27 protein-coding genes are annotated in these 23,008 nt (G+C 45.7%); all 27 read right to left on the bottom strand.

Features of this window, described 5'->3' with window-relative positions:
* Positions 1–18: 18 nt before the first annotated feature.
* Positions 19–1,584 (bottom strand): anthranilate synthase component I, encoded by a 1,566-nt coding sequence (gene trpE / locus NYE72_RS20800; protein ID WP_036676243.1) that lies wholly within the window; start codon positions 1,582–1,584, stop codon positions 19–21.
* A 432-nt stretch (positions 1,585–2,016) separates the two neighbouring features.
* The gene (gene aroH / locus NYE72_RS20805; RefSeq protein WP_036676241.1) at positions 2,017–2,391 is read right to left on the bottom strand and encodes a chorismate mutase; all 375 of its coding nucleotides are present in this window, start codon (positions 2,389–2,391) and stop codon (positions 2,017–2,019) included.
* Entirely contained in the window at positions 2,385–3,488 is a 1,104-nt protein-coding gene (gene aroB / locus NYE72_RS20810) for a 3-dehydroquinate synthase (RefSeq protein ID WP_339210380.1), read from the bottom strand. Before aroB ends, aroH begins: the two co-directional genes overlap by 7 nt.
* 2 nt (positions 3,489–3,490) lie before the next feature.
* Positions 3,491–4,660, bottom strand: coding sequence for a chorismate synthase (aroC, locus tag NYE72_RS20815; protein ID WP_036676238.1), 1,170 nt, complete (start codon positions 4,658–4,660; stop codon positions 3,491–3,493).
* A 192-nt stretch (positions 4,661–4,852) separates the two neighbouring features.
* Positions 4,853–5,014, bottom strand: a complete 162-nt coding sequence (locus tag NYE72_RS20820; RefSeq protein WP_169744788.1) for a hypothetical protein — start codon at positions 5,012–5,014, stop codon at positions 4,853–4,855.
* Positions 5,015–5,119: 105 nt separating this feature from the next.
* Complete coding sequence (locus tag NYE72_RS20825; RefSeq protein ID WP_339210382.1) at positions 5,120–5,923, bottom strand: protein-glutamate O-methyltransferase CheR; 804 nt, start codon at positions 5,921–5,923, stop codon at positions 5,120–5,122.
* A 27-nt stretch (positions 5,924–5,950) separates the two neighbouring features.
* Complete coding sequence (ndk, locus tag NYE72_RS20830) at positions 5,951–6,394, bottom strand: nucleoside-diphosphate kinase (RefSeq protein WP_036676234.1); 444 nt, start codon at positions 6,392–6,394, stop codon at positions 5,951–5,953.
* Between the two features lie 99 nt (positions 6,395–6,493).
* Positions 6,494–7,462, bottom strand: coding sequence for a polyprenyl synthetase family protein (locus NYE72_RS20835; protein WP_036676233.1), 969 nt, complete (start codon positions 7,460–7,462; stop codon positions 6,494–6,496).
* The gene (locus NYE72_RS20840) at positions 7,459–8,319 is read right to left on the bottom strand and encodes a menaquinone biosynthesis protein (protein ID WP_076101474.1); all 861 of its coding nucleotides are present in this window, start codon (positions 8,317–8,319) and stop codon (positions 7,459–7,461) included. The genes NYE72_RS20835 and NYE72_RS20840 overlap by 4 nt, the downstream gene beginning before the upstream one ends.
* A gap of 4 nt (positions 8,320–8,323) precedes the next feature.
* On the bottom strand, positions 8,324–8,926 hold the full coding sequence (locus NYE72_RS20845) for a flavin prenyltransferase UbiX (RefSeq protein WP_076223050.1): 603 nt from the start codon (positions 8,924–8,926) through the stop codon (positions 8,324–8,326).
* Positions 8,926–9,798, bottom strand: coding sequence for a UbiA-like polyprenyltransferase (locus tag NYE72_RS20850; protein WP_036676227.1), 873 nt, complete (start codon positions 9,796–9,798; stop codon positions 8,926–8,928). The genes NYE72_RS20845 and NYE72_RS20850 overlap by 1 nt, the downstream gene beginning before the upstream one ends.
* Positions 9,791–10,543 carry a demethylmenaquinone methyltransferase gene (locus NYE72_RS20855; protein ID WP_094901689.1) on the bottom strand — a complete coding sequence of 251 codons (753 nt, stop codon included), beginning with the start codon at positions 10,541–10,543 and terminating at the stop codon, positions 9,791–9,793. The genes NYE72_RS20850 and NYE72_RS20855 overlap by 8 nt, the downstream gene beginning before the upstream one ends.
* A 3-nt stretch (positions 10,544–10,546) precedes the next feature.
* Positions 10,547–11,440 (bottom strand): heptaprenyl diphosphate synthase component 1, encoded by an 894-nt coding sequence (locus tag NYE72_RS20860; RefSeq protein WP_235219377.1) that lies wholly within the window; start codon positions 11,438–11,440, stop codon positions 10,547–10,549.
* 91 nt (positions 11,441–11,531) lie between these two features.
* Entirely contained in the window at positions 11,532–12,074 is a 543-nt protein-coding gene (locus tag NYE72_RS20865; RefSeq protein ID WP_038572433.1) for a hypothetical protein, read from the bottom strand.
* Positions 12,075–12,166: 92 nt separating this feature from the next.
* On the bottom strand, positions 12,167–12,415 hold the full coding sequence (mtrB, locus tag NYE72_RS20870; protein ID WP_051490908.1) for a trp RNA-binding attenuation protein MtrB: 249 nt from the start codon (positions 12,413–12,415) through the stop codon (positions 12,167–12,169).
* Between the two features lie 115 nt (positions 12,416–12,530).
* On the bottom strand, positions 12,531–12,803 hold the full coding sequence (locus tag NYE72_RS20875; RefSeq protein WP_036676223.1) for an HU family DNA-binding protein: 273 nt from the start codon (positions 12,801–12,803) through the stop codon (positions 12,531–12,533).
* Positions 12,804–13,180: 377 nt separating this feature from the next.
* On the bottom strand, positions 13,181–14,659 hold the full coding sequence (spoIVA, locus tag NYE72_RS20880) for a stage IV sporulation protein A (protein ID WP_036676222.1): 1,479 nt from the start codon (positions 14,657–14,659) through the stop codon (positions 13,181–13,183).
* A 451-nt stretch (positions 14,660–15,110) separates the two neighbouring features.
* Positions 15,111–15,857: a DUF3939 domain-containing protein gene (locus NYE72_RS20885; RefSeq protein WP_244886360.1), complete on the bottom strand. Its 747-nt coding sequence runs from the start codon at positions 15,855–15,857 to the stop codon at positions 15,111–15,113.
* Positions 15,858–15,887: 30 nt separating this feature from the next.
* The gene (locus NYE72_RS20890; RefSeq protein ID WP_036676220.1) at positions 15,888–16,256 is read right to left on the bottom strand and encodes a 2Fe-2S iron-sulfur cluster-binding protein; all 369 of its coding nucleotides are present in this window, start codon (positions 16,254–16,256) and stop codon (positions 15,888–15,890) included.
* A gap of 34 nt (positions 16,257–16,290) precedes the next feature.
* Positions 16,291–16,470, bottom strand: a complete 180-nt coding sequence (locus NYE72_RS20895) for a DUF2768 family protein (protein ID WP_036676218.1) — start codon at positions 16,468–16,470, stop codon at positions 16,291–16,293.
* 197 nt (positions 16,471–16,667) lie between these two features.
* Positions 16,668–16,943, bottom strand: coding sequence for a stage VI sporulation protein F (locus tag NYE72_RS20900; RefSeq protein WP_038572437.1), 276 nt, complete (start codon positions 16,941–16,943; stop codon positions 16,668–16,670).
* Positions 16,944–17,009: 66 nt separating this feature from the next.
* On the bottom strand, positions 17,010–18,050 hold the full coding sequence (locus NYE72_RS20905; RefSeq protein ID WP_076127494.1) for an NAD(P)H-dependent glycerol-3-phosphate dehydrogenase: 1,041 nt from the start codon (positions 18,048–18,050) through the stop codon (positions 17,010–17,012).
* Positions 18,043–18,660: a glycerol-3-phosphate 1-O-acyltransferase PlsY gene (gene plsY, locus NYE72_RS20910; RefSeq protein ID WP_036676213.1), complete on the bottom strand. Its 618-nt coding sequence runs from the start codon at positions 18,658–18,660 to the stop codon at positions 18,043–18,045. The genes NYE72_RS20905 and plsY overlap by 8 nt, the downstream gene beginning before the upstream one ends.
* A 12-nt stretch (positions 18,661–18,672) precedes the next feature.
* On the bottom strand, positions 18,673–19,998 hold the full coding sequence (gene der / locus NYE72_RS20915) for a ribosome biogenesis GTPase Der (protein WP_036676212.1): 1,326 nt from the start codon (positions 19,996–19,998) through the stop codon (positions 18,673–18,675).
* A gap of 176 nt (positions 19,999–20,174) precedes the next feature.
* On the bottom strand, positions 20,175–21,497 hold the full coding sequence (gene rpsA / locus NYE72_RS20920) for a 30S ribosomal protein S1 (RefSeq protein WP_170914203.1): 1,323 nt from the start codon (positions 21,495–21,497) through the stop codon (positions 20,175–20,177).
* Between the two features lie 175 nt (positions 21,498–21,672).
* Complete coding sequence (locus NYE72_RS20925) at positions 21,673–22,260, bottom strand: lysophospholipid acyltransferase family protein (RefSeq protein ID WP_036676211.1); 588 nt, start codon at positions 22,258–22,260, stop codon at positions 21,673–21,675.
* Complete coding sequence (gene cmk, locus NYE72_RS20930) at positions 22,257–22,967, bottom strand: (d)CMP kinase (RefSeq protein ID WP_254924541.1); 711 nt, start codon at positions 22,965–22,967, stop codon at positions 22,257–22,259. Before cmk ends, NYE72_RS20925 begins: the two co-directional genes overlap by 4 nt.
* Positions 22,968–23,008 lie beyond the last annotated feature (41 nt).

The following is a 23,008-nucleotide window of genomic DNA, read 5'->3' on the forward strand; positions in this document are numbered from 1 at the left end:
TGTAATCTTTTATATTAATCAAACCACCTGTTCAGGGGTATATGTGTACATGTAATCTTGATTGATGACTTGTTTCTCTTTTATCTCGGGTGGGAACATAGCCTCTGCCATACGAATAGCTTTTAGCATGCCCTTCGCTTTATTCACCGTCTCTTCATACTCTTTCTCCGGAACCGAGTCCCAAACGATACCCGCCCCAGCCTGCACATATGCTCTGCCCTTACGGAAGATGATTGTACGGATGGTGATACATGAATCCATATTTCCCGAGAATCCCAAATATCCAATCGCCCCCGCATAAGCACCACGGGCTTCTCGCTCCAATTCAGCAATAATCTCCATTGCCCGTAGCTTAGGTGCTCCTGAGACAGTACCGGCTGGCAGACAGGAGAGAAAGGCATCAAAGAAATCTTTATCCTCGCTAAGCGTGCCTGACACATTCGATACCATATGCATGACATGAGAGTATCTTTCAATTTCCATAAAGGAATCGCATTTTACAGAACCGAATTTGGACACTCTTCCTAAATCATTACGACCTAGATCAACTAGCATCAAATGCTCTGCACGTTCTTTTTCATCCTCCAGCAGCTCCGCGGCGTAAGCACGATCCGAAGCTTCACTTTCACCTCTTGGTCTTGTTCCGGCAATCGGCCGTGTCTCCACACGGTTTCCATCTACCTTTACGAGCGCTTCCGGTGAGGTTCCAACAATAATCTCTTCATCCATTTTCAAATAATACATATATGGAGATGGGTTAAGCGTCCTAAGCATCCGGTATACATGCAGTGGAGAAACCTCCGTTTCAATATGCAGGCGCTGCGACAACACCACTTGAAAAATATCGCCAGCCCGAATGTATTCCTTCGCTTGTTCTACGTTGTTGATATATTGTTCTTTAGTCAGGTTGGAATGAATCTCACCCAGCTCAATATCCTGCGGAATGCTGCGGCGGTTCACATTTTCCTTTGGCCCTTCCTTTTGCAGCTCTTCGGCCATATCCTCAAGCTTACGACTTAAGCTTTCGTAATTAGATTTGATATCTGAGTCCGTATCACCGTCTTTAACATGCAGGTTGCCAACTAGGAGAATTTGTTGTTTCACATGATCAAAAACAATGATGCGATCACAGAACATAAACCGGATATCATCCATTTGGAGATCATCTACTGGATGCTCAGGCAGCTTCTCATAATATTGCAGCAGATCATATCCAAAAAATCCGATAGCTCCTCCAGTAAATGGCGGCATCTCATCCAGCTTAGGGCTACGGTATGAACGAAGCAGCGCCTTAAGCTCCTCAATCGGCTTTCCATGCAGCTGTTTTTTCTTACCGTCGATCTCTACGTTAATTGCACCCTTTTTTCCCGATATCATTAAAAAGGGATCGCTGCCGATGAACGAGTACCGGGCCCATTGTTTGCCGCCCTCTACACTTTCTAGTAAGAACGCGCGGTCACGTTCAGCAAAACGTTGGAATAACCGGATAGGTGTTTCCATATCAGCCAGCAGCCGCTTCACAACAGGAATCAGATTATAATCCTGCGACAGCTTTACCACCTCTTGAACACTCGGATTCGTCATTTTTAGATGCCCCCTTAGTTATATAAATCTTTCCGAAACACAGAAAAACCCTCTACCAAAGTAGAGGGTTTGTGTAAGTAAGTATATGTTTTTGAGCAATGATCAGCATCGTTATGTTGTGCCTACAGACTTATCTCTAAATAAGATACATCACGGATGTGAAATAACACTCCAGTACATATCAAAATAAAGACTCTGCGTACACAAAAACTGCTAATCAGGCATAAACGTCTTCAGCGTCCTTATAAGGACGGTAAGCGTATATGCGTGAAATATAAGAATGTATAGAACAAAGCTTATACTTTCTTATATTCGCAAAAATTTCTTGCACTCTGCTCAACTATACTCATCTCAACTCAACTAAACTCTTCTATACTCGGCTAATTACACTATACATGATGACAAGGGTCATTGACAACCCACAACTCAAATTTAAGACTTACTCTGCGACAAATCCGGACGAAGCTTCTGAGCTTCATTCAGATATACATGGCGGATCTCACGCTGTGATTTATCCGTATTAAACTGCACCATTAACCGGATACACATCGGCAGACTGCCTTTAACAGGGATCTCCGTTGAACACATAAGTGGCACCATTTCCCAGCCCTCAATCTCACGAATGGCTCTTGCCGGAAAAGTAGCATCCAGATCATTGGTCATCGTAATCCATACATTGCTAATATCCTCAGCTATAACATCATTACGTTCTACGATCTCCCGCAGCAGCACAACGGTTTCACGCAAAATCTCTGTTTCTTCGTTATTAATCACGGTAGTTGCTCCGCGAATCCCTCGATTTACCACGGTTTCCCCTCCTTTTTAAGCTCTGCGAGAACCTCTCGCACAAGCGATTCCTGTACATCGTTTACAATGCTTACGGCTCCTATGGCATCAGGCACAATAAAAGTCATTCTGCCTTCTTTGAATTTCTTATCATGCATCATTGCTTCCATTAGCTCCTCTTCATCATATTCAGAAGGAAGCTGTATAGGCAATGAAAGTGCAGATAACATAGATACTGTATCCTCATAAATGGATCGATCATGTCCAAGCTTTACAGCCAGCAGCGCCGAACCCGCCATACCAATCGCAATCGCTTCACCGTGCAAAAATACGCCATATCCGCCAACCGCTTCAATAGCATGTCCGATCGTATGTCCTAAATTCAGAATCGCCCGAAGTCCATGCTCACGTTCATCGTTCGCTACGACATGAGCCTTGATTGCACAACCGCGCTCAAGGGCATAGCCGAGTGCTTCAGCATTCAGAGCAAGCAGCTCATCAGCATGTTCACGGCACCAATATGCGAATTCTTTGTCCATAATCAGACCATGCTTCACTACTTCAGCCAGGCCAGAAGAGACTTGGCGTGGCGGAAGCGTGCGAAGGGTATCCAAATCGTAAAGCACCAGCGAAGGTTGATAGAACGCACCAACCATATTTTTGGCTAGTGGATGATTGACAGCCACTTTGCCGCCTACGCTGCTGTCATGGGCTAGAATCGTCGTTGGAATTTGTAGAAATCCTATTCCGCGCATGTAGGTAGCTGCTACAAAACCAGCTAAATCACCAACAACCCCGCCACCTAAAGCCAACACAGCTGAGTTGCGATCCAGTCCCGCTTGAATCGCGGTCGTCATAACCTCTTCATACACGGTTAATGATTTGGATGCTTCCCCTGCCGGCATAATGTGGCTGACTACGGTATAGCCTTGCTGACGTAGAGCTTCTTCAAGCGACGGTAAATACAGTGGAGCTACTTCACTATCACTCACAACCAGTAGTGGGCTGCGAGTGGACAGTCCAGCCTCAGCACAGTACTGGCCAATGTTCTGCAGCAGACCACTACCGATGTGAATTGGATAAGAACGATCTCCTAAATCTACATTGATCGTACGCATGATTAATAACTCTCCAATTGTGCAAGATAGTTTTCATAGTTCGCTTTAATTTCTTCGAGAGAATCCCCGCCGAATTTATCAAGAAAAGCTTTGGCAACTTCCCATGCCACTACGCTTTCCAGAACCACACATGCCGCTGGAACTGCACATGCATCCGAACGTTCTACTTGAGCTGTAAAAGGTTCTTTCGTATCGATATCTACACTTTGAAGTGGCTTATACAAGGTAGGAATAGGCTTCATAACACCACGAACCACTATCGGCATACCATTCGTCATCCCGCCTTCAAAACCGCCTAAACGATTGCTTGCGCGATAGTATCCTTTAGAAGCTTCATACATAATTTCATCATGGACTTGCGATCCACGCAATTTACCTGCTTCAAACCCAATGCCGATTTCAACGCCTTTGAAGGCATTAATCGACATCACTGCCCCAGCGATCGCCCCGTCCAGCTTCCGGTCCGACTGTACATAGCTGCCAAGTCCGATGGGCAGTCCTTCGACGATACATTCAACGATTCCACCGATGGAGTCGCCCTCTTCCTTGATTTGATCTATGTAAGCCTCCATTTTCTGTTCCGTTTCTTTGTCGACAACTCTGACAGAGGACTGTTCTGTGCGTTCAATCAGCTCATCGATAGGCAGATCATTAGCAGGTGCCTCGATTTCACCAATACGAATGACTTGACCTGCTACTTTCACACCAAAAGCTGCCAGCAGCTGTCTGGCTACAGCGCCACATGCAACTCTGGCTGCTGTTTCGCGGGCACTGGAGCGCTCCAGAACATTGCGAAGATCCGTATGATTGTACTTCAATCCACCATTCAAATCTGCATGTCCAGGACGCGGCCGATTTACCCGGCGTTTTTCTTCATCACTGCCTGGAATAGGTTCAATATTCATTATGTTCTTCCAGTGAGTCCAATCCTTGTTCTCTACTACCAAGGCTACCGGAGCACCTGTAGTATAGCCGTGACGTACTCCACCGACTATTTGTGCCGTATCTTTCTCAATCTGCATGCGGCGTCCACGTCCGTATCCCTTTTGTCGACGATGCAATTGAAAGTTAAGCTCTTCAAAATCCAAAGTTAAATTACTTGGCAATCCCTCAATAATAGCCGTTAGCTGGGGGCCGTGCGTTTCCCCCGCTGTTAAATAGCGTAAACTCATGATGTCTTCCCCCTTTTATACTTTTAAACTGTAAACCGCTAAAATCCTATGATCTTTGCTCATTATAGTATAGGGAATCCGCTTTGACAAGAAAGGGCTCTCCCTAGAAACACTCTATGTATATCGAAATAAAAAGCGCCATCCATACCCTTAAGAGTATGAATGGCGCTCCTCGGCTGGGTCCTCAGCTTGTTAGCTGCCGAGCCGCTGACTTGGTGGAGGGAATGTAGACTTACGCTCTTCCAGCTGCAGAAGGCGCTCCAATTGCATTTCTTCCACACCGAGAATTTGCCCGCACTCACGAACGGTGATAAAGCCTCGTTTGTACGCGGCAATGACCTTGCTTTTGTCCATCGGTTTAACTTTCCTTTCACTTAGCGTACAGATTCTACTATCCAGTATCACTGAACTTTTGCGAAAGTATACCTTTGAAGTTAATGGCGAAGGAGCAAAAAATATTTATTTTTTACGATAGAAAAAAGTTTCCGTCGATTCAAAACCGTATTGAGCCGGTGTAAAGATTTGCTCTGTGCTGCCCACAAACAAATAACCACCCGGACGTAAGCTAGCCGAAAACTTATGATAGAGCTTGTTCTTCGCCTCTTCAGTAAAATAGATCATTACATTGCGACAAATAATAAGATCAAAACCTTCGTCGAACTTGTCCAAGAGCAGATTCTGTTTGCGGAAATCTATGTTTTTCTTAAGTGAATCGCTGACCTTGAAAACAGGGCCTTCCGGTGTAAAGTAACGTGCTGCCACGTCTTTCGGCACATCCTTTAAAGAACGTTCCAAATAAAGACCTTGCTTTGCTTTGGATAAAGCGCCATCATCAATGTCAGTGGCAAGAATGCCTGTCTGCGCCAATATATTCTTGTCCGACAAAATCATAGCCAGCGTGTAAGGCTCTTCGCCAGTGGAACACGCCGCGCTCCACAGCTTTAATTTGCGGCCCGACTGCTGGAGGTCAGGTAGGATAATATCCCGCAAAACTTCCCAGCGATTCGGATTCCGCCAGAACTCAGAGACATTGATCGTCATTCGATCTAAAAATTCATGAAATAAGTCCTTATTTTTCATCATCGCTGCAAAAAAATCACTGAAGGTATGATACCCATTCTTCATCCGAAGAGTCGTCAAACGCCGCTTCATCTGCGCTTCTTTATATTGAGCCAGATCAATTCCGGTGCTTTGTTTAACGTTGTGAATAAATCCGCTATAATCCGGATCTGTTGTTAATGCTGCAACATTACGATCAGACATGTTAATCCCCTGCCTCCCACCTGGACCTTACATCCAGACTGCGATGTCTTTGTTATACTGATTCAGTTCATCTGGAGCAAAGAAATTAGCAATTTCCCGTTCTGCACTTTCAGGCGAGTCTGATCCATGAATTAGATTAAGTGGTGTATGGCTGGCAAAGTCGCCACGAATCGTGCCTGGCAGAGCTTCTCCAACTTTTGTCTTGCCTATGAGTGTCCGGGATAACGTTACAACATCATCGCCTTCCCATACCATTGCAAACACTGGACCTGAAGTGATGAAAGAGACCAGCTCCGAAAAAAAGTCTTTGCCTGCATGCTCAGCATAATGTCTTTTCGCTTGATCCTCACTAACTGTAATCAGCTTAGCAGCGACCAATTTAAACCCCTTATCCTCAAAGCGGGTAACAATACGCCCTATTAATCCACGTTGAACTCCATCAGGCTTGACCATCAGATACGTCTTTTCCATAGAAGCACTCTCCATTTTCCCATTTGAAGGGTTGTTTTGACGCTATCTTAACAGAAACATTGCTTTCTGGAAACGTTTAATTTCAATCTCACCAGAAGATCAATAACTTCTTCCTGTTATAAAATAAGCAATATCACGCAGATTGCGCTTAGTCTTATTATTAGGCAATTGTTCCAGCGCCGCCAGCGCCTTGTCAATATAACGTGAAGCGAGCTCCTCAGAGCGGGCGATTCCGTCTCCGGAAAGTATAAGATCAATCGCACGTCCTACCGTGCTATGGCCCTCACGTATAGACTTCAGTTCCTCAAGCAATGACTCGCGCAGCCGCTCATCCTCAAGACTATAAATCACTGGAAGTGTAATGTTTCCTTGACGCATATCACTGCCCGGAGGTTTACCAATCTGTTTCTCTGTGCCTGAGAGATCCAGTAAATCATCACGAATCTGGAACGCCATACCCACGTTATATCCATAATTATAAAGCAGGCGAGCTACTTCTGGATCTGCCTCAGCAGCAAGTGCGCCGAGTTGGCAGCTAACTGCAATCAGCAGGGCTGTTTTGCGGCGGATACGCCGTAGATAATGACGTACACTTTGCTCACTGTTGAAAAAGTCACGAATCTGCTCCATCTCTCCGATCGACATTTCGATCATCGCCTTAGACAGAATTTGATGAATTCGTGGATTCTTCAGCTCCGTAGTCATTACCAGCGCTTTTGCATATATGTAGTCACCAGTGTACATGGCAATTTTATCGCCCCATTTTGCTTTTACGGTGAGTTCACCACGGCGCAATTCTGCATCGTCGATCACATCATCATGGACCAGTGAAGCGCTATGGATCAACTCTAACGGTATCGCCACCCGTTTCAGCTTTTCCAGATCATACTTACCGAATTTCCCGCCCATCAGGACAAATACGGGACGTAATCTTTTGCCGCCTGCCTTTAATAAATGCAGGGAGGTTTCTGTAAGCAGATCGTCATCCCCCTGTACACTACGGTACAGCTCTTTTTCAATCTGATCCATATCTCTGTTCAGTAATCCGAATATTTGCAGTCGTTTCATTCTTTCACCCGTGTCAACAGTTTATGGCTCCAAATCTCCATCTTCACTTCCTGCGGCAGCAGGCCCATCTCATAGGCATAGCGGAAATAGAGGTTCAAACCTTGCTGCTGCCTTTCTCCAAAATCATAACATAAATTGCGGAAGTACCCTTCCCAATAAGACTTTGTTCCTCCAATGTTAGAACAAGCTGCTTGTACAATAGGATCTAAATCTCTCAATCCCCGCATTTTACTCTCGGCAAAAGCCTCTGCAATCTCAGAAATAGCCTCCGGTTTGTCCTCAGCAGCCTTTCGGTTCACTGCCCAGACCGCAAAGGTCATCCCTAAGCCCGTCCATTCCTTCCAAACCTCAGCTAGATCAGTAACGATATAACCTTGATCCTGCCATGAGGCTTTAATAGCATTATCACCAATTAATAAGCAGGCATCCGCTTCATGCATCATGGCATCCAAATCAGGATTAGCGCTAATATATTCCGGTTTATTGCCAAAAGCTTTTTCCATTAAAATTTTCAGCAAATTTACCGAGGTTGCAGAAGTATTCGTAACAGCAATCTTACCGCTACCAATCTGAGCAAATGGCACCCTGGAAAAAAGGAATATTGATCTCACAGGACCGTCCGCGCTAACCGATAAATCAGGTAGTAGTAATAATTTGTCACTGGCCTCAGCATAAGCAAAAGAGGATAAAGCACCTACATGAATAGTTCCACGGCTCATCCCCTGATTAAGAATGGCAGGTACCTCACTCACCATCTCTGCAGGATATTTTAATGCAGAGGGATGAAAATTGTGAAATACCGGCCATGAGTTGGTATAGCTGATTTTGCCGATGATGGTGTGGCTGTTATTGTCCATCCTTTCAATCCCCCCATCTTCGAAATAAATTGTGTTCAATATTAAAGCTGTCAAGCACTTTGCCCACCATGAAATCAATCAGATCATCCATACTTTGCGGCCCGAAATAAAAAGCCGGCATTGCGGGAATCATCCGAACTCCCAGACGGGACAGCTTCAACATATTCTCTAGATGAATGGCATGCAGTGGAGTCTCACGAGGAACAAGCACCAGTGGGCGTCCTTCCTTGAGCATAACGTCAGCAGCACGTGTCATCAGATTATCAGAGGTCCCATTCGCTACCGCGGACAATGTTCCCATAGAGCAAGGCATAATAATCATCCCTTCCACACGAAACGAACCACTTGCAATGGATGCGCCGATATCCGCAACTGGATGATAAAGCAGAGAACCGGGATAGCCTTTGAACCTTTCGTTCAAAAAGCCCTCCCGGTCTGATGCGATATAGCCAAGTTCTTCTTTAAATACGCGCCAGCCCGCATTGCTAACCACCAAATGCACGGAGTAGCCTAGTGACAGCAAGGTTTCAGTTAGACGAACACCATATATCGCACCGCTTGCTCCTGTAATTCCAACCACGATGTTTTTCGGTTTAGTAAGCGTCATTAGTAGAACTGCACCACCAAGTCAATCAAAGTGAAAGAGAACACTACGATGCTCAATACGCCGTTCATAGTGAAAAAAGCAGTCTGCAGACGGCTCAGGTCACTCGGAGATACAATGTAATGCTCATAAAAGAGAATAATATATGCGATGATCATGCCTGCTACATACCACCAGCTTAAATCCGTCATAAACAGCAACGATACGAATCCAATCGCCGTGAGAATGTGAAATACGCGGGCAATAATGAGTGCACCTTGAACCCCGAACCGAACCGGAATGGACTTCAAGCCCTCTTTTAGATCAAACTCAACATCCTGACAAGAATAAATTACATCAAAACCTGCAGTCCAAAACACAATAGTGAAGTAAAATACCATTGAAGTCCAATTCACGCTACCGGTCACAGCTACCCAACCGCCTAAAGGTGCAAGCGCAATGGTCAGACCGAGGATAAGATGGCAAGCCCATGTAAAGCGCTTCGTAAATGAATAAATAACAAGAAGGAAAACTGCGATTGGCAAGAGCTTGGCCGACAAAGGATTCAGCTTAAAGGCTGCCCAAAAGAGTAAGAAAAACGAAATGCCAATAAAAATGACGACTTCACCGATCTTCAATAATCCTGCAGGAATAGCCCTTCCCGCTGTGCGAGGATTCTTAGCATCACTTATCCGGTCAATCAGTCGATTCAGCCCCATAGCAGCGCTCCGTGCCCCAAACATAGCCACTACGATCCAACCAATCTGGCTCCAGGAAGGTAGCGTGCCAGACATGACAACGGAACCAAGTAAAGCGCCCATAAAAGCAAAAGGTAAAGCAAATACCGTATGTTCAAACTTGATCATTTGTAAAAAGATACCGATTTTCTTAAACATTCCCGTTCTCCTTGAGCCCAATATGTAATGCCGCGATGCCTCCGGTCAAGGGGAAGGATTCCACTTTTTGCAGTCCGGTTTCACGGAAAATAGCAGCTAATTGCTCCCGGTCAGGGAACAGCGCCAGCGATTCTGGCAGCCATTTGTATTGCTCATACCTTTTAGCGAATAACTTGCCCAGCAATGGAAGTACACGCTGAAAATAAAAGAAATAGATACCTTTAAACGGTTGTTTCATCGGCTTGGAAAGCTCCAGGCAGACCACCATTCCTCCGGGTTTTACCACGCGTTTCATCTCGTTCAGCACTTGAACAAGATCCGGTACGTTGCGGAGTCCAAAACCAATCGTTGCATAATCGAATGCGTTGTCTTCAAAAGGCAACTCCATAGCATTGCCCTGTACGAGAGAGATCCGGTCCTGAAGCTTGCGCTCCTCCACCTTACGGCGCCCCACTTCAAGCATGCCAGCACTAAAGTCAAGTCCTATCACATTCCCTGTCTGTGTGGCTTCTGCCAAGGCAATGCTCCAATCGCAAGTGCCGCAGCATAAGTCTACAGCTGAATCCCCGCGCTTCATGCCCATCTTCTTCATCGTGAACTTGCGCCAAGCCTTATGGCGGCGAAAGCTTAAGATATCATTCATCAAATCATATTTACCTGCAATACTCTCAAACACCGAGTGCACAAACTGTTCCTTCGGCTTGCTGTTATCACCCACAGCAGTTGTAGTTTTGTCCATAGTCATCCACTAACCCTCCACGGCTGCTTGTCCTGAGACTTTCATCTGCAGGAGAATACGATCCAGCGCTATCTCAAGCTCTCTAAGCAGGCTTTCGTCTTTAACGCTTTGTAATAGTCCCTGAATCGACTGAATCGACTGATGGAGCTTGTCCGTCAGCAGAGAATCACATTTATATTTCATCTTCAGCATCTTCCAGTCCTTCTGATCAAGGTTCTGGTCTTGAAGCTGTTTGCGTTCTTCCTCTGTCGCTGACTCCAGCATCTTCCAGTAGCAATAACCATTGCTAGCATTCTCAAGGTTATCACAACGCTGAAGCTCTATGGCAACAGTTTCGCACTGACTGAATTCTGTCAATAACTTCTCCCACAACTCCACTAAGGAATTCTCGATCATGGGCGTAAAAGAAAGGAACAGCCGCATATTGAGCTGTACCATGTGCCGCAAGTATTGTTCAGCCGAAAGACGGATTCCTCTCATCTTCACATAGAGGTTCGCTTTCAAGACATTGAAATCAGCAATCGCCTTACTCAAGATTCCAACCATCTCAATTTGATCACTCTTTGCAAGCAGATGGTAAAACCAGCTACTGAAATAATCGCCAGCCAATACCTTTAATTGACGGGAACGCATAGGATCTCCACCGCGTCTATCATTCGAGCGGTCAATTACCTCATGTGTATCTAGTCCAAGTTGAATAAGTGCTGTTACGAGCGTATACAACTCACCAGCATTTCCTTTAACAGAAGATCCATGGTTTAGAAAAATATATAACAAATGACCCCGGCCATCAGAAAACGGCGGCAAATCCGTATGCTTCTGAATCATGTCGTAGTCGGTGTAGGGTTTTGCCAGTTGCGGTATGCAGTACGGTTTCATTTCAGCCTCCGAAGCCATTGACATTAATAATAATTCCTTTGTTCACAATCTTGTCTATTATATCACATGTTTTTTTGTCACGCACTGTGGTACGACTGAGTTTCTTTTATTCTTCTCAAGGATAAATGAACTGCTTCTTCCAGAGCTCAGTCTCACTAATACGGAAGCCCGTCTTGAGTCGCTCGGATATGGGGAGATTACCCGCAGACTGAAGTTCATTCTGGAGTTCAGCCGACCACTCCGTGCGTCTGATATCCCCTGCTAGCAGCAGCCGGCGGCTATCCAGCCATTTATCCATGACCACGATGCGCAGCAAAAGCTGATCCACATTCGAGGTTTCTTGAAAAGCAAAAGAAATAGCCTGCGCCATATTTCGATAAAGCTCCTGGGGTTCATGATCATTTCCGCTCACTTTTAAATCCAGTGACAGAACGTGATCCTCCCAGCCTACGCTATCAATGGATAAGGTCAATGGAAGTGCGCCAAGAACATCAACAAGATTATCGTTGTCTAGCACTGTGTTATGGCCGCCAGTAAAAGTCTCTACTGCACCATTGCGTTGCTGTAAGGTAGAATCCATATCTGCCACTTTGGGCAATATTACAGCAGAGGTTGCAGTCAAGAGTAATACGGCTCCGACCCACCAGGCCTTGTTCATGAACACGCCTCCTTATCCATAATTCCCACTCTTAGCTAATACGATCATTTATCTTTACTATATTTTGAAAAAAAGCAGGCTATGCCTGCTTTTCAGCTTTCACTTTCCAATTGTCCGTGCTTTGTCCATATTTCAGCCTTACCGCGAATCTTCATCGCTGAGGTATGATCAGTAAACTGGGCAATCAATACCTCGCCCTTATCCAGCTTCTCTGTATGATGAAAACGTGTATCTGTACCTCTGGTTAGCCCAATGACCTGAACGCCATTATCTTTAGCTTTAACCACAATATAGTCGCTGCCCGTTGGAAGCGGAGTAGTACCCGTATTTTTATCCATCATCACTCATCCTCCTCTAAACCTATTATACAGTTCATAGTATTTCAAAAAACAAATGCCGCCTTGGAGGGCGGCATAGTTGTTCTTAAAAGACTATGGGATAGGTATGTAGAAATCTTTATTTGATTCCGTCTTTCAGCGCCTTACCGGGTTTGAATGCCGGTACCTTGCTTGCAGGAATTTCGATTTCTTCACCAGTTTGCGGGTTACGGCCTTTACGTGCAGAACGCTCACGCACTTCAAAGTTTCCGAATCCAACCAGTTGTACTTTATCACCGCTTTGCAGTGCTTCTGTAATTGCTTCGAAAACCGCATCTACAGCTTTAGTAGCATCCTTCTTGGGAAGTTCAGTTGCTTCTGTAACTACATTGATCAAATCTGATTTATTCATGTTTTCTCACCTCCCTGAGTAAATTCTCCGGTATCATACACTGTTTCCGTTTCAACGTAAAATATACGTGATAATCCCGTTTAAAACTTAACTTTGGCGCCCTTAGACCTTGAAGCGCAACAAACTTATAGTAATACAGCCCATCCATAAATTCAAGCTGTTACTCAAAAAAGGAGCAGAAATTATCATCTATCCGTGCATATTTATCTAAATTCGATCTAATTTGTTAGACCTATAGGAGCAGTTTAGGTCTTTATTTCATCAGAATAATTGAGTCAGATTCACCGTTATTATAGGAACTAGGAATCAAGTTTTAGGATATATACAAATAAAAAGAGCAGGATTTCTCCCACTCTTTGAATTTATTTATATTCAGCTTAGAGAATAATTGCAATAAGTCCGCCGGAACCCTCGTTAATAATGCGGCCAAGCGTTTCTTGCAGCTTGTAGCGTGCATTATCCGGCATCATAGCTATCTTGCCTTGAATGCCTTCTCTAACAATGGAGTGCAGGGAGCGGCCAAAAATATCGGATTCCCAAATCTTAATAGGATCATTCTCAAAGTCCTGCATCAGATAACGAACCAGCTCTTCGCTTTGCTTTTCCGTTCCGATGATTGGCGAGAATTCAGACTCCACATCCACCCGAATCATATGAATGGACGGTGCAGTAGCCTTTAAGCGAACCCCGAAGCGAGAGCCCTGACGTATCAGTTCTGGCTCGTCGAGCGCCATTTCGGCTAAGGATGGAGCCGCGATACCATAACCTGTAGTCTTGACCATTTCCAATGCTTCTGAGAATCGGTCGTATTCTCGTTTCGCATGCGAGAACTCCTGCATAAGCTGGAGCAAATGATCTTTACCGCGGATCTCAACCCCGACCACTTCCATCAGAACTTGATCGTACAGCTCTTCTGGAGCATACAGGTCGATCTCTGCTACGCCCTGACCCATGTTCATACCACTTAGGCCAGCTTTATCAATAAAGTCATATTCGGTGAACTGAGATACGAGGCGGTCAACATCCCGCAAGCGGCGAATGTCTTTTACCGTATCGCGAACGGAGTTCTCATAACTACTACGCAGCCAGTGGTTTTCTCCAAGCACCATAACCCAGCTTGGCAGGTTTACATTTACTTCATGCACTGGGAATTCATAAAGCACTTCCCGCAGCACACCAGTTACGTCATCTTCGCTCATGTTTGCGGCGCTTAACGTCATAACTGGGATATCGTATTTGATGGCTAGCTCGTTACGGAGCTGCTGCGCTTCCTCACTGCGTGGCCGGGTGGAGTTAATGACAAGCACAAATGGCTTACCCACTTCCTTCAGCTCTGCAATGACGCGCTCTTCAGAGTCCACGTAAGAGTTCCGCGGAATTTCTGCAATCGTACCATCTGTTGTTACCACTACACCTAGCGTTGAATGCTCCTGAATAACCTTACGTGTCCCGATTTCTGCCGCTTCCTGAAAAGGAATAGGCTCTTCAAACCAAGGTGTAGAGATCATTCGTGGTCCATTTTCATCCTCGTAGCCTTTTGCACCTTCTACAGCGTAACCCACACAGTCTACCAGACGAACATTAACCTCAAGCCCTTCCGCAACCTTGATTTGGACTGCGTTGTTAGGCACAAACTTCGGTTCTGTCGTCATAATCGTTTTGCCTGCTGCGCTTTGCGGAAGCTCATCCACAGCTCTTACTCGATCAGCCTCATTCGTGATGTTTGGCAGGACAATTGTTTCCATGAAGCGCTTGATAAATGTCGATTTCCCCGTGCGAACCGCGCCGACGACGCCAAGATAAATGTCTCCGCCGGTACGCTCGGCAATGTCCTTGAAAATATCCACTTTTTCCAAAAGAGATCCCCTCCTCATATTACTCCGAAGAAAAAATGCCTGAAGAGCATCGACTTCGCGTTCCGCCGGTAATCTGACCCTTGCAGGACATCAACCGGACTTATCGTATGCCCGCCCGAAGCCTAGCTGCTTTCGACCGGGACGTACTTGCCCCGCGCTAAACTCCGAATGCTCGGACATGCATTTGGACTAGTATCATCATATGTATCCGGAACGAATTTATGACCCGTATTCGCGCATTTCCCAATGTAATTTCAAAAAAGTTAAGTCTGCGCGCCGCAAGGCGTCTGACGCCCGGAAGCTTACTCATCCATCTTATGAGCTAGGATTCTTTGATAGAACTATTTTTAGTGGATGCTGAGATTACAGGACTTGGTGTAAAAGGATATAAACAAAAAAACGCCTAATACCCCGGATAAAACCGAAGCTTAGACGCTCTTAAACTTTCACTCTAACTTGGAGGCTGCGGGATTGGCTGATTGTTAATCCATAGATACGGCAAAGACTTCACGGGAACGTAATATGAAGCTTCCTCCAGATCCAGTCGCAAGTCCTGATTCTTATCGTGCTCTCCACCCTTCTTATCGACGGCAGCCATGATATCAAAAACATAATCTACGTAGACAGTTCCATCCTTATCCAGGATAAAATCAAGAACTTGACCGGAATAGACACTAGTTAACGTTATAGAGCTTGTACCCGCCTGCTTATGATTAATGGTATACAATCCGGGATATAGCTCATCAAGCACAGGCAGGTTGCCGCCATGAGCTGATTTATAGCGGTTAACCTGTCGTTGCACGTCATTCACCTTTTGAACCGTAACAAGGTCCATCACCTTCACCACAGGATCAATTTCCTCATTCAAAATAAGAAAATAAGCACTTCCACCCTGCTCAAAGGCGGTAGCCGGTATATCATCCAAATATCCCTTATTATTCAGCTTCCCCAGGTCGATACGGAACTTCTCATACCTTGGAGTAGTTTCATCCGCATTAAGAATGGGCAGTACCCCTTCCTCCTGTTGATAATCATCAACGGCTGCTTGTATCCGTTTAACACTTTCCCGATAATTAACACTAGCCCGCTTCTCTTCACCTGGGTATAGACAGCCCGAAAGCGTAAGCGCGAGCGATACCATCCCTAGCAAAAGCTTGGCCCCTGCCTTCAGTTTCATTTTATATCCTATAAACTCCAACCGAGTCCCTCCCACGGTGACATTCTTACGCTACCACAGCTCATCTTCTTCCCCACGCCGCGCTGCTTCAAGCTTACGGCGCACCGCAGCCTTCAGTGGATCTTCCGGCACCTGAACGGTTACGTCGCTCCATACGGCAGCCTGACAGGCCAGACGCGTTCCTTCTTCTAAGGCCGATCCAAGCTTACGCCGCTCAATATCACCGGGAGGCCTTACTGCAGCAGCCTCTTCCTTCGCGACTGTAACCTTGCACATCAGACAGCCTGCTTTGCCTCCGCATCTAGTTGTTATTGGCACTCCTGCTTTACGAGCAGCCTCTAATAACGAAATGCCACGGTTCACAACAGCTTTACGGCCTTCTGGTTGAAATACAACGGTAACTCCTTTTTGAGATTTCATGATGTTACTTCCTTCCTGAACACTATGTAACTGCTTACATAATTGAAACAACTCCGCCCAATAGGCCCACTAACATGATGACAAAAGCAAGTATAGACAGTACAGCCTTAAGCAAGCCCTTGGTTTTGCTCCGAGCAAAAGTTATAAGAAATACTGATAATCCCATAATCAGCATCGCAATCAGGGATAACCACATTTTTGTCATCGGATCCATGGTCAAAGCCCCCATTCGCCTGTAATTTATTAGGGACTATTATATCATGACCTTATCCTTTTCTGTAAAAAAACATCATTTTTTATGTATTATTTTAAATAAAATGCGCTTTATGAGAATTATCATAAATATAAAAAAAAGCAAAAGACGACGGAATCATTCTTTGATCCGTTTTCTTTTGCTCACCCAACATAAAGCTATTTTTTAAGCATCATTTTCATTAAAGACTCCATTGTGCTGGAACCTGCGCCGCCTTTTTTAACGGCATTGATAATCTCCTGCACAGTAGCTTCACTGACCGGCACTTTCGCCATTGATGACACCTGCTTAATTAACTGGCGGAGCTGGGCTTCATTCTGCGTAGTTCCTGGCTTTACCGTACTGGCTAGCTTTTTGACGGCACTTTCCGTAATGTTCTTGCCCGCCTTTTTGTTAATGGCGTTCAATGCATCCTTGGAAAAATCTCTGCTCACTTTTCATCCCTCCTCCGTCAATCCCCATTACAACATATGAGAATTTGCGGAAAAAGGTGAACAGGATCAGGAATGCCACTGCTCCCAAGTTTCCTGGGAGATCGACTCAAGCTCAGGCTTACGATCACGCCCCATCAAGGCTTCAACCGCACTGCGTGGGCTTCTTCCTTGAAAGAGCACATGATAAATCTGATCCGTAATCGGCATCTGCACACCCAGCTTGAGCGAAATTGCATAAGCTGCTTCGGTAGTACGAATACCTTCGACTACCATCCCCATGGATTCCAGCACCTCGGCCAGCGGCTTGCCTTGACCAAGCATGGACCCAGCGCGCCAGTTACGGCTGTGCTGACTAGTAGCCGTCACAACAAGGTCGCCAATTCCGGCAAGGCCGGCAAAGGTCAAAGGATTGGCTCCAAGCTCAACTCCCACCCGAGAGATCTCGGCGAGTCCACGGGTCAAAAGCGCTGCTTTAGCATTGTCCCCATATCCAAGGCCATCGGATAGACCAGCACCAAGGGCAATAATATTCTTAAGAGCTCCGGCAAGCTCTACCCCTACCTGATCACGATTCGTATATACACGGAAATCGTTGTTGATGAACAATTCCTGCGCTTCGGCGCTACGTTTGTCATCAGGTGAAGCAACTACAACTGTTGTAGGACACCGGCGTACAACTTCCTCTGCATGACTTGGACCGGAGAGGACGACGATCTGCCCTTCGTCACAGCCCAGTTCCTCTGCAATTACGATGGACATCCGCTTATTGCTTTCCGACTCAAAGCCCTTCGTAGCATGAACACATAACATGTCATCCTTCCAGAATGGCTTCAGACTGCGAGCAACCTGCCGCATTCCTGAAGACGGAGCCACAATTACAACCGCCTTAGAACCGGACACTGCCGTTTCCATATCCGTAGTTGCAATAATGTTAGCTGGCAGAGCGATGCCAGGTAGATACTTATTATTCGTATGAGAGCCATTGATCTCGGCAGCTTGATCAGAGTTGCGTGTCCACAGATAAACTTCCGAGTGGTTTGCAGCCAGCACACTAGCCAGCGCAGTTCCCCAGCTCCCCGCTACAAGTACGGTAACTTTATCAGACAACACGATTCCCTCCTTTAACTTTTGAGCCTATCTTGTTCTCACGGCCTTCTACGATCTTTACAATATTCGTCCGGTGCCGCCAGAAGGCGAAGACCGCAATAATAATACTGGTCCAGAGCACAGGTTGTGTAAATCCTGTCAACAATAAAGCCACTGGTGTCAGTGCTACAAAAATTAATGAGCCAAGGGACACATAACGTGTGATAAAGATAGACAGGATGGCGATGATACCGGCGAGCAGCGCTGGCCATAAACAAAGCGTAGCCATAACACCGATCGTAGTAGCAATGCCTTTCCCCCCACGAAAACGAAAATAGAGCGGCCAATTATGTCCGATGATGGCAGCGATTCCGCAAAGAGCCGGAACCCAGGTTCCCCATCCGCCGACCCAGGTTCCTAACCATACAGCGGCAACCCCTTTCAGCACATCCAGCAACAGCACTAATATTGCAGGACCTTTACCCAATACACGCAGTGTATTGGTAGCCCCCGCATTTCCGCTTCCGTATTGACGGATATCAATTCCCTTTAGCAACTTTGCAAGCAGTACACTAAAGCTGACAGAACCAAGCAAATAGCTTACAACGATAACCAGAAGTTCAAGCGCCACACTTCTTCTCCCCTAACCTTCGTTTTCGGATTTGCGCCGTGTAAAGAGACGGATTGGTGTTCCTTCGAAATTAAACGCTGCGCGAATTTTATTCTCCAGATAACGTTCATAGGAGAAGTGCATCAGCGATGGATCATTCACGAACACCACAATCGTAGGCGGCTTCACCGCAACCTGCGTTACGTAGTTAATACGCAAGCGACGGCCTTTGTCAGTTGGTGGAGGGTTAATCGCGATTGCATCAGATACAACGTCGTTCACCAAATGTGTAGTAATGCGCAGTGCGTGCTGTTGAGATACATGCTGTACAACAGGCAGCAGTTTTTGCAAACGCTGTTTGGTTAAGGCCGACAAAAAGACAACCGGTGCGTAACTCATAAACAAGAAATGGTCACGAATCTTAGTCTCAAAGTTTTGCATAGTCTTATCGTCTTTCACAATGGCGTCCCATTTGTTCACAACAAAAATAGATGCTTTACCAGCTTCATGTGCATAACCAGCAATATGCTTGTCCTGATCGATGATGCCCTCTTCGCCGTTAATTACAACGAGGACCACATCAGCCCGTTCAATCGCACGCATTGCACGCATAACACTGTATTTCTCAATGTTCTCATATACCTTGCCTTTTTTACGCATACCTGCCGTATCGATAAGCACATAACGTTGCCCATCACGTTCAAAAGGAGTATCGATAGCATCTCTTGTTGTCCCTGCAATATCACTGACGATAACACGTTCTTCGCCCAAAATCGCGTTGACCAAAGAGGATTTCCCTACATTCGGACGGCCAATCAAAGCTACACGAATGACATCCTCATCGTATTCATCATCTATTTTCTCAGGTAGGCGCTCAACTACAGCATCTAGCAAATCGCCGAGTCCGGTTCCGTGACTACCAGAAATTCCGATTGGATCGCCAAAACCAAGGCTATAGAACTCATAAATATCATCCGCACGCTTCATATTATCCACTTTGTTGATGGCAAGAACGACCGGTTTACCTGAACGGAACAGAATCTGAGCTACCTCTTCATCTGAATTCGTCACACCACTCTTTGCCTCACACATAAATACAATAACATCCGCTTCTTCAATCGCCAGCTCCGCTTGAACGCGGATTGATTTCAGAATTGTGTCTTCTCCATCAATTTCAATACCTCCGGTATCAATCACACTGAACGACTTACCGTTCCAATCTGAAATACCATAAATCCGGTCACGTGTAATCCCCGGTTTATCTTCTACAATGGCTAATCTATCGCCAATCAGCCGATTAAATATCGTCGATTTCCCGACGTTAGGCCTCCCAACGATTGCCACAACGGGTCTTGCCATATTCATTCCTCCTGTCATCCTTACGTTACTCATCATAGCAAAAAACATTTAAATTGGCTAACAATCATGTTAACTCTCATCAATCCTGCCGGTTCCGAAAAAAAGACAATCGGCGAACCCCCGTATCGAGGGCTCGCCGATTACTTTACCCGTATATTCAAAAGCTCGTTTAGGGATTAGTTATTACCCTTAAATTTGTCCAGCTTATCACCAAAACGTTCAGCAAGCGTAAAGCTAAGGCCTTCGTTGCTAAGGGAAACGTTAGGGTTGTTCAGAACTTCTTTAGGAGCTCTGTCTCTGCTATTGCTGCGTTCAGGTCTAGCAGATGGAGCTGGAGCTTCTTCAGTTTCTTTGATGCTCAGACTAACACGTTTCTCGGATGGATTGAAGTCCAGAACTTTCACTTGAACTTCTTGTCCTTCTTTCAATACTTCGTGTGGAGTAGCGATGTGTTTGTGGGAGATTTGTGAGATGTGCACAAGACCTTCCACACCCGGAAGCAATTCTACGAACGCTCCGAAGTTCACAAGACGTTTTACAACGCCTGTTACAACATCACCGATGTTGATTTCGCCAGCAGCAGAGTCCCAAGGACCTGGAGCAGCAGCTTTGATGCTCAGGCTGATTTTGCCTTTTTCAGGATCAACCTTCAATACTTTAACACGTACTTTATCACCTTCGGATACTACATCAGAAGGTTTCTCTACGTGACTCCAAGCGATTTCAGATACGTGTACAAGACCGTCAACTCCGCCCACATCAACAAATGCGCCGAATTGAGTCAGACGTTGTACTGTACCTTCGATGATTTGGCCTTCAGATAGCTCAGCCATAATTTTCAGCTTGTTAGCTTCGAATTCTTCTTCAAGAACTTCTTTAGCAGACAAGATTACTTTGCTGTTCTCACGGTCAAGTTCTTTCACTTTAACGCGCAAGGTACGGCCTTTGTAATCGCTGAAATCTTCAACGAAGTGACGCTCTACCATGGAAGCTGGGATAAATCCACGAGCTCCAACATCAGCTACGAGGCCGCCTTTAACAACGTCAGCCACAGTAACTTCGAAAGCTTCTTGGGAAGCGAAGTATTTCTCAAGATCTTCCCATGATTTTTCACTATCAACAGCACGTTTGGAAAGTACAAGGCTTTCCTTGTTGTCGTTGATGCTGACAACTTTACATTCTACTTCCTGTCCAACTTCTACTGCTGCAGCAGCGTTGTCCAGTTGTACAGCGGACAATTCGCGAATTGGGATCACACCGTCGTATTTATATCCAATGCTTACATAAGCTTGGTTATCTTCGATTTTGACGATTGTTCCTTTCACGGTATCGCCTTTTTTCAGAGAAATGATTTCCAAGTCAGCTTGGTTAGTCACTTCTTCTTCGTTAACGGCAGCAACTTCTTCTACAGCTCCGTTATTTTCTGTCACAGCGGAATCCACCGCTTCTACGGATTCATTCTTTTCCGCAGCTTCCTGATTTTTAATTTCTTCAGACATGTGATTAGCCTCCTCGATTCAAAACCCCATTTATTTAAACCTGCGTATAGCAGAGTTCAAAACAAGCAATGCTTGATATTGCCACTTACACTTGATGATAGTATGTTCCAAAAAATAGCGGCTATGCCGTTATTTAATCAAAACATTGAGCAAAATTTATTGTTCTGCTCATCCCTTAACTAGCACTTGGTTTACCTGTCTCTTTCATCTCACGGATGCGATCCATAATGACATCGGTAACAGCCTCGAGAGATTCGCTCCCCGCACCGGCAAATTGACTAAGGTCTACAGGAGCACCGTAGACAACGACCATGCGTCGAAAGGGTTTATACTGGCCGATAATAGCCGCTGGAATAACTGCTGCGCCACTTCGAAGTGCAAAGCTAGCAGCACCCTTCTTGGCCACTCCGGCATCAGAGTTACGCGTACCCTCCGGGAAGATACCCATGACATTACCATTACGAAGTGTGTTAAGGGCCGTTTTTATGGATTCTTTGCTTACGCCGCCACGTTTCACCGGAAAAGCACCCAATTTATTAATGAGCCAGCCAAGCACCGGAACCTCAAACAGTTCAGCCTTAGCCATATACTTTACCTGACGGTCCAGCTTAATTCCAATAGTCATTGGATCAAGCAGACTAATGTGGTTAGCGCAGAGCAGTACCCCGCCCTCCTTTGGCACATTTTCTTTCCCCACAATCTTAAGCGGGAAAAGGATTGCGTAAATCAAGCGAAGCAATCCAACACAAATTGCATAAATCATAAATGATTTCTCTCCCCGTCAACATGAGATCTACAGTGGGATACAATGGCCTCCACAACTTGATCGATATTCATTAAGGTCGTATCCAGAAGAATAGCATCCTCTGCACGGCGCAGCGGTGAAATCTCCCGTCCTTCATCCAGACGGTCCCGCTTTGCAATATCGTGTTCAAGCTGCTGAAGCGTCACCGATTCCGCGTCTCTCAGTTCCTTATAACGACGGAGAGCTCGTTCTTCCACACTTGCCGTCATAAAAATCTTTACCTCGGCATCCGGCAGCACGGTTGTACCGATATCGCGGCCATCCATTACCACGCCTTTGCGAAGCGCCATCTGACGCTGCAATTGACTCAGTCTGGATCTTACATCCTCGATCTTCGCATACTGCGACACAAGGCCGCTAACCTGAAGGCTCCGAATATGTGGGGTCACGTCTTCCCCATTAATCAGCACCTTCTGAATGTCTCGTTCCGGAATAAGTTCAATCACCATGTCGCGAACCTTCTCGTTCACTCGCTGCTGATCTTCCGGTTCAATGCCTTCTTGGATCATATACCAGGTGATCGCCCGGTACATTGCACCAGTATCGACATAGATATAAGACAACTTCTGGGCTACCAATCGGGCTACAGTGCTCTTGCCTGCCCCGGCAGGTCCGTCGATGGCGACGTTTATTCTGTCATAAGTATGTGTACCCTGCCTATCCAACGGGGCATTCCTCCTCAAACACTCTTTCATAAAAAAACATC

It is taken from the genome of Paenibacillus sp. FSL L8-0333, from assembly GCF_037965665.1.
Classification (GTDB): domain Bacteria; phylum Bacillota; class Bacilli; order Paenibacillales; family Paenibacillaceae; genus Paenibacillus_AQ; species Paenibacillus_AQ odorifer.

Bases quoted from the DNA above. Each gene is read 5' to 3' on its own strand.
- mtrB (WP_051490908.1), bottom strand. From the start codon at position 12,415: ATGATGGATAAAAATACGGGTACTACTCCGCTTCCAACGGGCAGCGAC.
- NYE72_RS20890 (WP_036676220.1), bottom strand. From the start codon at position 16,256: ATGAAATCTCAAAAAGGAGTTACCGTTGTATTTCAACCAGAAGGCCGT.
- NYE72_RS20865 (WP_038572433.1), bottom strand. From the start codon at position 12,074: ATGAACAAGGCCTGGTGGGTCGGAGCCGTATTACTCTTGACTGCAACC.
- rpsA (WP_170914203.1), bottom strand. From the start codon at position 21,497: ATGTCTGAAGAAATTAAAAATCAGGAAGCTGCGGAAAAGAATGAATCC.
- NYE72_RS20855 (WP_094901689.1), bottom strand. From the start codon at position 10,543: ATGACTATGGACAAAACTACAACTGCTGTGGGTGATAACAGCAAGCCG.
- NYE72_RS20845 (WP_076223050.1), bottom strand. From the start codon at position 8,926: ATGACGCTTACTAAACCGAAAAACATCGTGGTTGGAATTACAGGAGCA.
- der (WP_036676212.1), bottom strand. From the start codon at position 19,998: ATGGCAAGACCCGTTGTGGCAATCGTTGGGAGGCCTAACGTCGGGAAA.
- aroB (WP_339210380.1), bottom strand. From the start codon at position 3,488: ATGCGTACGATCAATGTAGATTTAGGAGATCGTTCTTATCCAATTCAC.
- NYE72_RS20825 (WP_339210382.1), bottom strand. From the start codon at position 5,923: ATGTCTGATCGTAATGTTGCAGCATTAACAACAGATCCGGATTATAGC.
- NYE72_RS20860 (WP_235219377.1), bottom strand. From the start codon at position 11,440: ATGTCAATGGCTTCGGAGGCTGAAATGAAACCGTACTGCATACCGCAA.
- NYE72_RS20895 (WP_036676218.1), bottom strand. From the start codon at position 16,470: ATGGATCCGATGACAAAAATGTGGTTATCCCTGATTGCGATGCTGATT.
- NYE72_RS20850 (WP_036676227.1), bottom strand. From the start codon at position 9,798: ATGTTTAAGAAAATCGGTATCTTTTTACAAATGATCAAGTTTGAACAT.
- aroC (WP_036676238.1), bottom strand. From the start codon at position 4,660: ATGAGTTTACGCTATTTAACAGCGGGGGAAACGCACGGCCCCCAGCTA.
- NYE72_RS20840 (WP_076101474.1), bottom strand. From the start codon at position 8,319: ATGGACAATAACAGCCACACCATCATCGGCAAAATCAGCTATACCAAC.
- ndk (WP_036676234.1), bottom strand. From the start codon at position 6,394: ATGGAAAAGACGTATCTGATGGTCAAGCCTGATGGAGTTCAACGTGGA.
- NYE72_RS20925 (WP_036676211.1), bottom strand. From the start codon at position 22,260: ATGATTTATGCAATTTGTGTTGGATTGCTTCGCTTGATTTACGCAATC.
- NYE72_RS20835 (WP_036676233.1), bottom strand. From the start codon at position 7,462: ATGAAACGACTGCAAATATTCGGATTACTGAACAGAGATATGGATCAG.
- trpE (WP_036676243.1), bottom strand. From the start codon at position 1,584: ATGACGAATCCGAGTGTTCAAGAGGTGGTAAAGCTGTCGCAGGATTAT.
- NYE72_RS20820 (WP_169744788.1), bottom strand. From the start codon at position 5,014: ATGGACAAAAGCAAGGTCATTGCCGCGTACAAACGAGGCTTTATCACC.
- NYE72_RS20875 (WP_036676223.1), bottom strand. From the start codon at position 12,803: ATGAATAAATCAGATTTGATCAATGTAGTTACAGAAGCAACTGAACTT.